Genomic DNA, 12,807 nt, shown 5'->3' on the forward strand with positions numbered 1-12,807 from the left:
GCCAAGAAGCGCGGGATCCGACGTCCGGATCCCGCGCTTCTTGGCGTATGTGCCGACGGTGTCAGTCGGTGCCCGAGTCGAAGGCGGCCGACTCACTGGCGGCCTCGACGGCCGACGCCGCCTCCTCCTCGCCGAGGCCCGCGGGCTCGGCCGAGAGGGTGATGTCGCCGGCGGCGCCGGACTCGAGCGCGCCGACCAGCTCGGCGGTCGGGCCGCCGATGAGGCCCATGGTCGCGTACTGCTCGAGGCGGGTGCGCGAGTCTGCGATGTCGAGGTTGCGCATGGTGAGCTGGCCGATGCGGTCGGTGGGGCCGAACGCGGCGTCGCCCACGCGCTCCATCGAGAGCTTCTCGGCCGCGTACGACAGCGCGGGGCCCGAGGTCTCGAGGATCGTGTAGTCCTCGCCGCGGCGCAGGCGCAGGGTCACCGAGCCGGTGATGGCCGATCCGACCCACTTCTGGATCGACTCGCGCAGCATGAACGACTGCGGCTCGAGCCAGCGGCCCTCGTACATCAGGCGACCGAGGCGGCGGCCCTGCTCGTGGTACGTCGCGAGGGTGTCCTCGTTGAGGATGCCGTTGACCAGGCGCTCGTAGGCGATGAACAGCAGCGCCATGCCCGGGGCCTCGTAGATGCCCCGCGACTTCGCCTCGATGATGCGGTTCTCGATCTGGTCGCTCATGCCGAGGCCGTGGCGCCCGCCGATCCGGTTCGCCTCGAAGACGAGCGCCACCGGGTCGGTGTACTCGACGCCGTTGAGCGCGACGGGGCGGCCCGCGTCGAAGGTGACGGTGACGTCCTCGGTCTCGATCTCGACGGACGGATCCCAGAAGCGCACGCCCATGATCGGCTCGACGATCTCGAGCGAGACGTTGAGCTCCTCGAGGGTCTTGGCCTCGTGGGTCGCGCCCCAGATGTTCGCGTCCGTCGAGTAGGCCTTCTCGGCCGAGTCGCGGTACGGGAAGTCATGGGCGACGAGCCACTCGCTCATCTCCTTGCGGCCGCCGAGCTCGCTGACGAACGTCGCGTCGAGCCAGGGCTTGTAGATGCGCAGGCGGGGGTTGGCCAGCAGGCCGTAGCGGTAGAACCGCTCGATGTCGTTGCCCTTGTAGGTCGATCCGTCGCCCCAGATCTCGACGCCGTCCTCCTTCATGGCCCGCACGAGCAGCGTGCCGGTGACGGCGCGGCCCAGCGGCGTCGTGTTGAAGTAGGTGCGACCGCCCGAGCGGATGTGGAAGGCGCCGCAGGCGAGAGCGCCGAAGCCCTCCTCGACGAGCATCGGCTTGCAGTCGATCAGGCGCGACGCCTCGGCGCCGTACTCGAGCGCGCGGCCGGGGATGGCGTCGATGTCGTCCTCGTCCGGCTGGCCCAGGTCGCCCGTGTAGGTGAACGGGATCGCGCCCTTGTCGCGCATCCATGCGACGGCGACGGAGGTGTCGAGACCCCCGGAGAAGGCGATGCCGACGCGCTCGCCGACGGGAAGGGACTCGAGGACCTTGGACATGAGTCCAGTTTAGGAGACGCGGGGGCGGCGAACCGCCCGGCCGCCGCGCGAGCGGCCCCCGGCGGGGGCGGGACGCCGGCGGGCGACACGCCGCCCGGGCCCTCCCGCCCCGCCGGGCGTCAGAGCACCTTGGAGAGGAAGTCCTGCAGGCGCTCGTTCTTCGGGGCGCCGAACAGCTCGGCCGGTGCGGCCTGCTCGACCACAACGCCGCCGTCCATGAACACGACGCGGCTCGAGACCTCGCGGGCGAAGCCCATCTCGTGCGTGACGAGCACCATGGTCATGCCGCCCTCGGCGAGATCGCGGATGACCTGCAGCACCTCGCCGACCATCTCCGGGTCGAGGGCGCTGGTGGCCTCGTCGAAGAGCATGACCTCGGGCTCCATCGCCAGCGCGCGGGCGATCGCCACGCGCTGCTTCTGGCCGCCCGAGAGCGAGGCCGGCTTCGCGTCGGCCTTCTCGCGCAGACCCACGCGGTCGAGCAGGCTCAGCGCGCGCTCGCGGGCATCGGCCTTGGAGAGCTTGCCGAGCTCGATCGGCGCGAGCGTGATGTTCTCGAGCACGGTCATGTGCGGGAAGAGGTTGAAGTGCTGGAACACCATCCCGATGCGCTGGCGCACGTCGTCGAGCTTCACCGACTTGTCCGTGAGGTCGACGCCGTCGATGACGACGTGCCCGGCGGTGGGCTCCTCGAGCTTGTTGAGGCAGCGCAGCAGCGTCGACTTGCCCGATCCGGACGGGCCGATCACCGCGACGACCTCGCCCTGGGCGACCTCGAGGTCGATGCCCTTGAGCACGTCGTTGTCGCCGAACGACTTGTGCAGGTCCTGCACCATGATCTTGCTCACGAGTTGAACTTCCTCTCCAGGCGGTCGGCGAGCACGGTCAGCAGCGTGATGACGACGAAGTAGATCACCGCGACCACGGTCAGGATCTGGGCCGACATGTAGGTCGAGGCGATGATCTGCTTCGACTGGAAGGTGAGCTCGGCGAGACCGATCACGCTGAGCAGCGAGGTGTCCTTCAGCGTGATGATGCTCTGGTTCACGAAGGACGGGATCATGATGCGGAACGCCTGCGGCAGCACGACCTTCTGCATCGTCTTCCAGTGGCCGAGGCCGAGCGAGCGCGACGCTTCGTTCTGGCCCGGATCGACGGCCAGGATGCCGCCGCGGATGATCTCGGTCATGTAGGCGCCGGTGTTCAGCGCCAGCGTGATCGCGCCGGCCACGAACGGGCTGAACTTGATATCCGACCCGGCGAGCAGCTGCGGCACCGCGAAGAACACGAAGAACGCCTGGATCAGGATCGGGGTGCCGCGGAAGACGTACACGTACGCCGTCGAGATCCAGCGCAGGGGCAGGATCCGCGACAGGCGGCCGAAGCCGAAGACGATGCCGAGCACGAACGCGGCCACGAGGGCGACGATCGTCGACAGCAGCGTCCAGCCGAGGCCCTGCATCAGGGTCGGCCAGTACTTCGCCGTGATCGAGAAGATGTCGCTGGGGGCCTCCTCCGCGGAGGCGCCGCCGCGCGATCCGCCGTCGGATCCGTCGGTCCCGACGTACGTCTCGATGATCTTGTCGTAGTCGCCGCTGGCCTTGAGGTTCGCAAGACCCGCGTTGAACATCTCGATCAGCTCGGGGTTCTGGCCCTTGTTGACCGCGAAGCCGTACTCGCCGCCGAGGGCGGGCTCGTCGATCAGGCGGAAGCCGGAGCCCTGGGTGATGCCGTACGCCAGCACCGGGTAGTCCTCGGCGTAGGCGACGGCCTGGCCGGCCTTGACGGCGTCGACCATGTCGGTGGTCTCGGCGTAGGGGGTGACCTTCAGGTCGTACTGCTCCTTCAGCGACTCGGCGTAGGTCTGGCCCTGGGTGCCGGTCTTGACCGCGACGGTCTTGCCCTGCAGGTCGTCGAGCGTCTGGATGTCGCTGTCGTCGAGCACGCCGAACTGGATGCCGCCGGTGAAGTAGCCGTCGCCGAAGTCGAACGTCTGCTTGCGCTCGTCGGTGATGGACATGCCGGCCATCACGCCGTCGACCTGGTTGGACTGCAGGGCCTGCAGCGCGGCGTCGAATCCGAGCTGCTGCCACTCGACCGTGAAGTTCTGGTTCTCGGCGATGGCGTCGAGCAGGTCGATGTCGATGCCCTTGAGGGCGCTGCCGTCGTTGAACTCGAACGGCGCGTACGTCGTGTCCGTGCCGATGACGAAGTTCTCGCCGTTGCCGAGGGGCGGGGTCTGCTCGGCCTCGTCGCCGCCCGCCGATCCGCCCGTCCCGATGTAGGTCGCGATGATCTCGGCGTACTCGCCGCTGTCCTTGAGGTTCGAAAGGCCCGCGTTGAACTTCTCGATGAGCTCGGCGTTCTGGCCCTTGTTCACCGCGAAGCCGTACTCGCCGCCGAGGGCGGGCTCGCCGATCAGGCGGAATCCGGAGCCCTGCGTGATGCCGTAGCCGATGACGGGGTAGTCCTCGGCATAGGCGACGGCCTGGCCCGCCTTGACCGCGTCGACCATGTCGGTGGTCTCGTTGTAGGGCGTGATCGTGAGGCCGAGCTCCTCCTGGAGCGACTCGGCGTACGTCTGGCCCTGGGTGCCGGTCTTGACGGCGACGGTCTGACCCTGCAGGTCGTCGAGCGAGGTGATGTCGCTGTCCTCGAGCACGCCGAACTGGATGCCGCCGGTGAAGTAGCCGTCGCCGAAGTCGAACGTCTGCTCGCGCTCGTCCGTGATGGACATGCCGGCCATCACGCCGTCGACCTGGTTCGACTGCAGAGCCTGCACGGCCGCGTCGAAGCCGAGCTGCTGCCACTCGACCGTGAAGCCCTGGTCCTCGGCGATCGCGTTGAGCAGATCGATGTCGATGCCCTTGAGGGCGCTGCCGTCGTTGAACTCGAACGGCGCGTACGTCGTGTCCGTGCCGATGACGTACGTCTCTCCGGTCTCCGCGGCGGCGGGGGACACGGCGACGAAGCCGCCGACCAGGGCGCCGGCGGCGATGCCGGCGGCGGTCAGCAGGGCGCCGATCCGGGGAAGGAGGGAAGGTCTCCGGCGCTGCGGCGCGGTGGACGGGGTGATCTTCGCCATGTTCGCGAGATGCCTCCACAGTCGTGTGAGTGGGCCGGTCGGCCCCATACACCTTAACCGCGCGTCCCGCAATCGCCGCGGCCCGGTTCGCTGTCGTCCTGCGGGGAGGAGCGCCGCGTGAGATCGTGAGGCGTGCTCGAAAGTCTGCTGTGGGGGGTCGTCGGCGCCGCGCCCCTCGTGATCGGCGCCGTGCTGGCGGGCCTGCGACGCTGGCCGGATCGGCTGATCGGCGTGGTGCTCGGCTTCGGCGCCGGGGCGCTCATCGCCAGCATCGCGTTCGAGCTGTGGGAGGACGGCCTGGACGCCGGCGGCCCCGTCCCGCTCGCGATCGGCGTCGCGCTCGGGGCCGCGGTCTACTTCACCGCGGATCGTCTCGTCGAGCGTCGCGCGAAGCGGGCCGGGGGAGCGGCGGCCGCCGGGGTGCCGCTCGCGCTCGGCGCCCTTCTCGACGGCATCCCCGAGCAGCTCGTGCTGGGCTTCGGGCTCGCCGACGGGCAGGGCGTCAGCATCGCCCTCGTCGTCGCGATCTTCGTCTCGAACCTGCCGGAGTCGGTCGGATCCTCGGCGGACCTCCTCGACGGCGGCGTGAAGAAGCGCTCGGTGCTGGGAATCTGGTCGGCGGTCGCCGTGGTCTGCGCGCTCTCGACGGTGGCGGGCTGGGCGCTGGCCGACGTCGCGACCGTCGGGGTGCGCACCGGACTCAGCGGCTTCGCCGCCGGTGCGCTGCTGGTGATGCTGGTCGACTCGATGGTGCCGGAGGCGCAGACCCGCGCGAAGGACGTGGCGGGGGTCGCCACCGTCCTCGGCTTCGCGCTCGCCGCGGGCCTCGGGACGATGAGCTGACCACGCCCGGCCGCCGGATCCGACGCGTGGCGCTGGCGGATCGGGGTGCCCAGGGGGGCAGGATCGGCGGCATGACCGCCTATGTCGCCCTTCTGCGCGCCGTCAACGTCGGGGGCACCGGCAAGCTGCCGATGACCGAGCTCGTCGCGATGTGCGAGGACGCGGGGTTCGCCGATGTGCGGACGTACATCGCCAGCGGCAACGTGGTGTTCACCGCGGACGGATCGCCGTCGGCGGTGAAGGAGGCGCTCGAGCAGCGCCTGCGGGCGTACGCCGGCAAGCCCGTCGGGGTGATGGTGCGCACCGCGCAGGAGATGTCGGCGATCGCCGGGGCGTCGCCCTTCCCGGACGCCCCCGGCAATCAGGTCACCGCGCTCTTCCTCGACGAGGCGCCAGGCGATCCCGATACGCGGCACGTGGCCGATGAGCGGATCGCCCTCGGCACCCGGGAGATCTGGGTGCACTACCCGTCGGGCATGGGGCGATCGAAGCTCGTGCTGCCCGCCGCCGCGCGGGGCACCGCCCGCAACCTCAACACGGTCCGCACGCTCGCGGAGCTCGCCGCCGCCCTTCCGGGCTGATGGGCGCGGCGCCGGAGCGCCCGGCCCGCCGCCCGCCGGGGGCTGTCACCAGATGATGCCGCCGCCGTTGGCGATGCCGACCCAGGTCAGGGCGACGAAGATGCCGGCGAAGACCAGGGGCGCCATGCCGGCGCCCTGGCGCGCGAGGCCCTTGAGCAGCGCGATCACCCCGAGGACGGCGGCGACGAGTGAGAGGCCGCCGCCGAGGATGAAGCCGATGAACAGCGGGATCGGCATCAGGACCAGCCCGGCGAGCCCGGCCCAGAAGGCAGCCCAGGCGGTTCCGTTCTTCGTGCGAGGCGCGTTCGTCATGACTTCAGGCTAGGCGGTGTGGATCTCGTCCAGCGAGAACCAGACCGGGATCCCGCGCTCGCGGGCGATCGCGACGTCCTGGTCGGCACCCCGCGATTCGCCCGGAAGGCGCAGCACGCCGTCGCAGTGCTGCAGCAGGCGCTGGGCCGTCGGGTACATCACCTCGGCGGCGAGCGGATCGGCGGGCCCGGACGCCCCGGCGCTGGAGAGCACGGGGAGGGCGACCCATTCGCCGATCATGGGGATGTGCCCGGCGCGGAAGATCGGCCAGGCCGCCTCCTCGAGCCGGCGCAGGTTGCGGGCCATCAGGGTGGGGTCGCCGTCGGTGCCGGACGCGTACGGGCCGGCGATGAGGATCATCAGGGGAGTCGTCATATCCGGTACGATAGTGAACAAACGTGAAGAAACAGGAAGGAACGCGATGCTGGCTGCCGCGCGCAAGGAGCTTCTGTTGGACCGGCTGCGCCGCGACGGCCGCATCATCGCGAAGGAGATCGCGGCCGAGCTCGGCCTCTCGGAGGACTCGATCCGTCGCGATCTGCGCGAGCTCGATGCCGCGGGTCTCGCCGTGCGGGTGTACGGCGGCGCCCTTCCGGCCTCGCCCGCGGTGGCCGACTACGCGGCGCGCACCGCGGTCTCCCCCGACAGCAAGCGGCGGGTCGCCGCCGCGGCGGTCGCCCTGATCCAGCCGGGGGCCACGGTGATCCTGGACGGGGGCACCACCACCCTCGCCATGGTCGACGCGCTGCCCCGGACGCTGCCGTGCACCGTCATCACGCACAGTCCGACCATCGCCGCCTCGCTGCTCGAGCACACCGCCGAGGTCCTCCTCATCGGCGGTCGCCTGTTCAAGCACTCCGCGGTCGCCTGCGGGGCCGCCGCGGTCGAGGCCGCGAGTCGCATCAGCGCCGACCTGTTCTTCCTCGGCGTCACCGGCGTGCACCCGGACGCCGGGCTCACGACCGGCGATTCCGACGAGGCGGCGATGAAGCGAGCGCTCGCGGCTCGCGCCGCCGAGACGCTCGTCCTCGCGAGCGAGGAGAAGATCGGCACCGCGTCGCGGTACACGGTGCTCGGCCTCGACGAGGTGGCCGGTGTCCTCACCGACGCGCCGGAGGACGATCCGACGATCCGCGCGCTCGCCGCGGGCGGGATCCGGGTCCTCCCCGCGTAGGCGGTCTACTCGTACTCGGCCATCCGGCGCTCGAACTCGGCGCGATCGGCCTCGCTGAGCAGGCGCTCGGCGTAGAAGGAGATCTGCAGGCCCTCGACGGGCTCGCCGGTCTGACCGCTCTGGACCTCGCGATCCTCGCGCCAGTCGCCCGTGGTGTCCTGGGAGAGGTCGACGATCGAGGCGTAGAAGGCGACGTCGCCCGTCGGGTCCTGCGTGTACCACTCCCACGCGACCTGGGTCTTCGGGTCGTCGCTGCCGTAGAACTTCTCGAGCAGCGACGGATCCATCCCGGATCCGGGCTCGTTGAACGCGTACAGCTCCCACCAGTCGTGCCGGGTGAGGACGCCCTGGATCGAGTCCATGACGGCGAGCTTGGTCTCGTAGTCGTGGACCGGCTCGTTCGTCGACGACGTGGCCGAGGTGAAGCGGACGAGCATCGACTCGCCGCCGTGGCCGTTGCGCTCGGGGCGCAGATCCTCGGCGGGGCGCTCGGTCCAGGTGAAGCCGTACTGGGCCGAGAGCTCGTCGCGGATCTCGGCCGAGAGCGAGTCGGCCAGGGCCCGGGCGTCCTCGAGCGACGTGCGGGAGAGCGTCGTCGCGGCCGGCTCGCCGCTGATACCAGGGTACGCCTCGAGGTGGCGCTCCTCGTCGGTCTTCGCGCCGGCGTATCCGCCCTCGGCCGAGGTGCGCATGGCGCCGAGCGCCCCCACCGTCCCGACGTTCAGCATCAGGGCGAGGGCGAGGCCCCAGGCGCCGAGCACACGACCGCGCGGGGTGAGAAGCGCCGCGACCAGCACGCCCACCACCAGCAGCTGCAGGACGACCGCGGTGGCGCTGTAGATGGCGTCGGTCGCGCCGAAGGCGAGCAGCAGGATGAGCGCGGCGGCGAAGAGGGCGCTGACGCCCAGCGCGATCCAGCCGAGCACTCCCGGCCGCGGGCGGGCAGGCACGACGGCGCCCGGTTCGGCGGCCCCGGGGCCTGCGGGCTCGGGGCCCCGAACCCGGCGCGCGCCCCGGTACCCGCCGGGCGGGGGCAGGGGAGGGGCGCCCTCCGAGCGCGTGAGGTAGCGCTGGCCGGTGTGCGCGTCGAGCCTGCCCTGCGGCTTCGGCGCGGGCGCGGGCGTCGGCACGGGCACGGATGACGCTGCGGCGTCTTCGCTCACCACGGCTTCTCCACCCCTCCCTCGCCCGATTCGTCGTCGTCGCCCCGATACTGCTGACGCTCGCCGTCGCCCTGCTGCAGCTGGTCCTCGAGCTCGTCGAGCTGCGCATCCGACGGGCGATCCTCATCCGGCTCGGAGGGATCCTCGGACGGCGTTGGGCTCGAGGGCGGCGGCTGCTGCTTCTGCCGGAGGCGCTCTTCCAGCTCGTCGAGGCTCTGGCCGGTGCTGCGATCCTCGTCCGGCGACTGCTCATCGGCCTCGTCCGAGCGGCACTCCTCGGGGGTGTCGGCGACGACTCCCAGCGCCTCGTCGTACAGCGCGGAAGCGCCCGCCGGGTCGCCGGCCTCGCGGGCCGCGTCGCCCATGCGCTCGATCGTGATGCCGAGATTGATGTGCACGGCGCAGGCCTCGAGCCCGGGGGGGTCCAGCTCGAGTGCGCGCTCGAACCGCTCCCGCGCCCCCGCGAGATCGCCGGACATCGCGAGCCCCACCCCCACGTTGTAGGGCGCCTTGTACGTCTCGAAGACGTTCGCGACCTCCTGACCGCGGGCCGCGGCCGTGGATCCGGCGAAGTCGCCCGCGACGTGCGCGGTGATCGAGCGGTGAGCGAAGGCGTACATCGACGCGATCTTCGCCGGCACGAGCAGGGCCAGCACGCACAGCGGGATCACGATCCACAGCAGCAGGCGCCGCCGTCGCGCGCGCCGCCGGTTGGCCGCGAGCAGCTCGCCGGCGTTGTGAACGGCCGGGTTGTGCGGGGCCGCGGTCACAACGCACCGCCCGGGGGCGAGGAGGGGGAGGCGGCCGGCGCGGACGCCGGCCGGGCGAGGCGCAGCACACCCGGCGCGGCCGTCGCGACGAGCGCGGCGTCGGCCGCGAGCAGCGCGACGACGAGCAGCGCCAGGATCCAGCCGAGCTCGGTGACATCGCCCGTGGTGCCGGCGGCTTGGGTGGTGGTGGTCGTCGGGGGCTCGGGCAGTCGCGGGGCGGCGTCGGCGCTGCGCACCTGCAGCTCGACGCCGAGGTCGTCGGCGATGGTCTGCAGGGCCGCCTCGTCGATGCGGGAGAGCGCGGGATCGCCGCCGCCGTCGACGATGTACTCGCCGCCCGAGGTCGCCACGTCGCCGGTCTGCACGCGCATGCGGCCGCCCTCCGCGGTGCCGTAGCCGAGCACGCCCCCGCCGTCGATCAGGTCGGCGCTGGCGCGGAACGACTCGGGATCGGTGTCGGCTGTCTGCTCGCCGTCGCCCAGGTAGAACGCCATCCGCGACCGGTCGGGCGAGTCGCGCGCCGCCGATTCGAGCGTTGTGGCGAGCAGGCGGTGCGCGATGCCGACCGACGATCCCCGCGACCGCTGGGTGACCTCGGGCGTCAGCACCTCGAGCGCCGAGCGCAGCGCCGCGGTGTCGGTCGTGAGCGGCAGGCGCAGCTCCGCCTCGCGATCGAAGGTGATCAGCGCGAAGCGGGCGCCGGGATAGGCCTCGACGATCGCCTCCACGTCCGCGCGGACGCCCTCGAGCCGGGGGCGGGCGTCGCCCCAGTCCTCGGCCACGATGCTCGCGGTGCTGTCGACGAGGATCACGACGTCGGTGTCGGTCGAGAGGGTCTCGGTCTCGCCGCCGGCGATCCCGGGCCGCAGCGCGAGCAGCGCCACGGCCACCAGCGTCGCCACCCGCAGCAGCCACTGCGCCCGCGCGCGACCGCGAGACCGGACCAGCGCGCGCACCGCGAAGAACAGCACGGGCAGCACAAGCGCGGCCAGCAGCAGGGGGTGGAGGACGGGCTGGAGGATCACAGTCGCACCCTCCACAGCAGCAGGACCCCCGTGAGCACGAGGGCGAGGAGGACGGCGATCCAGACATCCGGCACGTCGCGCCACACCACGCGGGCCTCGCCCTGGAGGGCGGTGGCCTCCTGCTTCTGCACCTCGCGGATGATGTCGCCGACCGTGGTGTCGCCGCGCAGCGCGTAGGCCTGCCCGCCGGTGGTCTCGGCTGCGGCGGTCAGCTCGGCGGTGATCTCGTCGTCCTTACCCTCGACGGGGTTCAGCGCGAACACGCGGACGCCGGCATCGCGTGCGTAGGCGGCGGCCTCCTCGATCGAGACGATGCCCGCCCCGAACGCCTCGTTGTCGGTGGCGAGGATGATCGAGCGCGAGCGCTCGTCGTCGCGGTGGTCGAATCGCAGCGCGCAGGCCGCGAGGCCGTCGCCGATGAGCGACGATCCGGTGCCGTTGAGGGTGCCCACCCAGTGCTCGGGGACCGCGCTCACGTCATCGTCGAATGCCGCGCGGATCTGCTGCAGGTGCTCGCGCACGAACGCGTAGTCGTCGGTCAGCGGGAAGACCTGCACCGGCGAGCTGTTGAAGATCGTGAGCCCGATGCGCTCGCCCTCGAAGCCGTCCAGCAGCTCCTCGAAGACCTCGAGCACCTCGATGTCGACCTCGCTCATCGACCCCGACACGTCCAGGCACAGCATGATGTCGCGGCTGGTGTCGACGGGCCGGATCGTCTGCGCCGCCATGGGCCGCGCGGCCACAACGCCCGCCACGACGGCGGCCCCGGCCAGCAGCGCCAGGGCGCCGAGCAGGGCGGCGGTTCTGCGGCGCGTGGCGCGGCGGACGGCGGGCAGCTCGCGCAGGCGTTCCGCGCGCGAGACGGGGGCCGCCGCGGCGCGGGCTCCGCGGGAACGGCGGCCGAGCAGCACGCCCAGCCCGATCGCGGCGGCCACCACAAGCAGGGCGACCGGCAGGATCCAGGGGTGCGCGAGGTCGATCAGTGCCATTCGCTCACCACCCTGCGGGCCGCGGCGGCGCCGGCGGCCGGATCGATCGCGGGCCCGCGGCCGAAGATGCTCGGGTAGTAGTGGCGCTTCATCGCGTCGATCAGCGCGGGATGCACGCCCAGCGTCACGAGGTCTCCCAGCGCCAGGACCGGCGCCTCGATGCCGCTGAACTCGTTCACGAACGCCCGGGTGGTGCGGCTCAGTTCGAGGTTGGCCTGCCGTGCGCCGATCCGCCTGCCGTTCCAGCGGCGCTCGATGTCGTCGACCGCGTCGAGGTACTCGTGGCGCAGCTGCGTCAGCGCGTCGGCGGTCACCGGCCCCGACGCGAGGTGGGGTGCCGGCCGGCGGGCGCGCGTGAAGAACAGGATCGCCCAGACCGCCAGGATCACCAGGGCGATGACGCCGAGCGCCAGCAGCATCCAGCCCGGGGCGTACTGGACGGGCGGGTACAGCTCGTCAGGTTCGGACACGAGAGGTCCTCCGTCCGAGCATGCGCAGCAGGGCGGGGATCGCGTCGTCCTGCGTGGCGAGGTCCGCGTGGTCGATCTCCAAAGCGGTCAGCAGCGCATCGCGGCGGGACTGCTCGGCGCGGTGGCGTTCGTCGAGCTCGGCGAGGACGGCGGCGTCGCCGTGCAGGAACTCGGGGACGGTCCATCCGGTGTCGATGTCGCGGCGACCCGACCCGTCGCGGTGGCGCAGCACCGGGTCCGCATCGCGCACGGTGATCCAGATCACGTCGTGCTGGGTGCGCAGGCGCCGCAGCACGCTCTCCGTCTCGCCGGTGATCGGGGCCTCGTCCGTGACGACGACGACGATCATGCGGCGCGCGATCGTGCGCGCCACGAAGCCGAGCAGCTTCTCGCGCGCGCTGGCCGGGCCGTCCGCCCGGGGGGCAGCGTCGATCGTGCGGAGCGCGTGCTCGAGGGCGCCCTCGGACCGGCGCGGCGGCAGGCGGCGGATGCCCCCCTCGTCGCCCCAGACGATCGAGAAGTCGTCGTCGTGGCGCAGCGCCAGCACCCCGAGCGCTCCCACGGCCAGCACGGCCAGCTCGCGCTTGGGGCGGTCGTCGGCGGCCAGCGCCGCGAGCCCGCGGCCCGAATCGACCACGAACAGGATCGTGTGCATGCGGTTGGCGCGCATGCGCTTGATCATCGGGCTGCCCAGACGCGCCGTGGCACGCCAGTCGATGTCGCGCACCTCGTCGCCCGGCTGATACTCCCGCAGATCCTCGAAGTCGTGGCTGCGCCCGCGCAGGAGCGACGCATAGGCGCCGTCGAGCGCATGCGTCGACTTCTGCGAGGAGTGGATGAAGAGCTTGCTCTTCACCCGGGTGATCAGCGTGGGCATCAGGATCTGCGTCG

14 protein-coding genes are annotated in these 12,807 nt (G+C 71.7%); 3 read left to right on the plus strand and 11 right to left on the minus strand.

The window, feature by feature from the left end; translation table 11 throughout:
• Positions 1–61 precede the first annotated feature (61 nt).
• The 3 genes from argG to ACOKGD_RS00805 all read right to left on the minus strand — a co-directional run bounded on the left by argG (position 62) and on the right by ACOKGD_RS00805 (position 4,589).
• On the minus strand, positions 62–1,504 hold the full coding sequence (argG, locus tag ACOKGD_RS00795; RefSeq protein ID WP_342336140.1) for an argininosuccinate synthase: 1,443 nt from the start codon (positions 1,502–1,504) through the stop codon (positions 62–64).
• Between the two features lie 119 nt (positions 1,505–1,623).
• Positions 1,624–2,352, minus strand: coding sequence for an amino acid ABC transporter ATP-binding protein (locus ACOKGD_RS00800; protein WP_342336141.1), 729 nt, complete (start codon positions 2,350–2,352; stop codon positions 1,624–1,626).
• Positions 2,349–4,589, minus strand: a complete 2,241-nt coding sequence (locus tag ACOKGD_RS00805; protein ID WP_342336143.1) for an ABC transporter permease subunit — start codon at positions 4,587–4,589, stop codon at positions 2,349–2,351. The genes ACOKGD_RS00800 and ACOKGD_RS00805 overlap by 4 nt, the downstream gene beginning before the upstream one ends.
• 132 nt (positions 4,590–4,721) lie before the next feature.
• Here ACOKGD_RS00805 and ACOKGD_RS00810 point away from each other — a divergent pair, with 132 nt between their 5' ends.
• Positions 4,722–5,432: a ZIP family metal transporter gene (locus ACOKGD_RS00810; RefSeq protein ID WP_342336145.1), complete on the plus strand. Its 711-nt coding sequence runs from the start codon at positions 4,722–4,724 to the stop codon at positions 5,430–5,432.
• Positions 5,433–5,503: 71 nt separating this feature from the next.
• Positions 5,504–6,013 (plus strand): DUF1697 domain-containing protein, encoded by a 510-nt coding sequence (locus ACOKGD_RS00815; protein WP_342336147.1) that lies wholly within the window; start codon positions 5,504–5,506, stop codon positions 6,011–6,013.
• Between the two features lie 45 nt (positions 6,014–6,058).
• Here ACOKGD_RS00815 and ACOKGD_RS00820 read toward each other — a convergent pair whose 3' ends face one another.
• A complete protein-coding gene (locus ACOKGD_RS00820; RefSeq protein ID WP_342336149.1) occupies positions 6,059–6,325 on the minus strand; it encodes a hypothetical protein in 267 nt (88 codons plus the stop codon).
• Positions 6,326–6,334: 9 nt separating this feature from the next.
• The gene (locus ACOKGD_RS00825; RefSeq protein WP_342336150.1) at positions 6,335–6,700 is read right to left on the minus strand and encodes a DUF4406 domain-containing protein; all 366 of its coding nucleotides are present in this window, start codon (positions 6,698–6,700) and stop codon (positions 6,335–6,337) included.
• A 46-nt stretch (positions 6,701–6,746) separates the two neighbouring features.
• On the opposite strand from ACOKGD_RS00825, the gene ACOKGD_RS00830 reads away from it, so the two are divergent.
• Complete coding sequence (locus ACOKGD_RS00830) at positions 6,747–7,499, plus strand: DeoR/GlpR family DNA-binding transcription regulator (protein ID WP_342336151.1); 753 nt, start codon at positions 6,747–6,749, stop codon at positions 7,497–7,499.
• Between the two features lie 5 nt (positions 7,500–7,504).
• On the opposite strand, the gene ACOKGD_RS00835 is transcribed toward ACOKGD_RS00830, so the two are convergent.
• From ACOKGD_RS00835 to ACOKGD_RS00860, 6 genes are read right to left on the minus strand one after another with little or no spacing between them, the layout of a single operon-like run.
• Positions 7,505–8,662: a hypothetical protein gene (locus tag ACOKGD_RS00835; RefSeq protein ID WP_342336152.1), complete on the minus strand. Its 1,158-nt coding sequence runs from the start codon at positions 8,660–8,662 to the stop codon at positions 7,505–7,507.
• A complete protein-coding gene (locus ACOKGD_RS00840) occupies positions 8,659–9,432 on the minus strand; it encodes a hypothetical protein (RefSeq protein ID WP_342336153.1) in 774 nt (257 codons plus the stop codon). Before ACOKGD_RS00840 ends, ACOKGD_RS00835 begins: the two co-directional genes overlap by 4 nt.
• On the minus strand, positions 9,429–10,457 hold the full coding sequence (locus ACOKGD_RS00845) for a VWA domain-containing protein (protein WP_342336154.1): 1,029 nt from the start codon (positions 10,455–10,457) through the stop codon (positions 9,429–9,431). Before ACOKGD_RS00845 ends, ACOKGD_RS00840 begins: the two co-directional genes overlap by 4 nt.
• Positions 10,454–11,446: a vWA domain-containing protein gene (locus ACOKGD_RS00850; protein WP_342336156.1), complete on the minus strand. Its 993-nt coding sequence runs from the start codon at positions 11,444–11,446 to the stop codon at positions 10,454–10,456. Before ACOKGD_RS00850 ends, ACOKGD_RS00845 begins: the two co-directional genes overlap by 4 nt.
• The gene (locus ACOKGD_RS00855) at positions 11,437–11,916 is read right to left on the minus strand and encodes a hypothetical protein (protein ID WP_342336157.1); all 480 of its coding nucleotides are present in this window, start codon (positions 11,914–11,916) and stop codon (positions 11,437–11,439) included. The genes ACOKGD_RS00850 and ACOKGD_RS00855 overlap by 10 nt, the downstream gene beginning before the upstream one ends.
• Entirely contained in the window at positions 11,903–12,793 is an 891-nt protein-coding gene (locus ACOKGD_RS00860) for a DUF58 domain-containing protein (RefSeq protein ID WP_342336159.1), read from the minus strand. The genes ACOKGD_RS00855 and ACOKGD_RS00860 overlap by 14 nt, the downstream gene beginning before the upstream one ends.
• Positions 12,794–12,807 lie beyond the last annotated feature (14 nt).

The sequence above is a fragment of the Microbacterium phosphatis genome, assembly GCF_049177115.1.
Taxonomy (GTDB): domain Bacteria; phylum Actinomycetota; class Actinomycetes; order Actinomycetales; family Microbacteriaceae; genus Microbacterium; species Microbacterium phosphatis.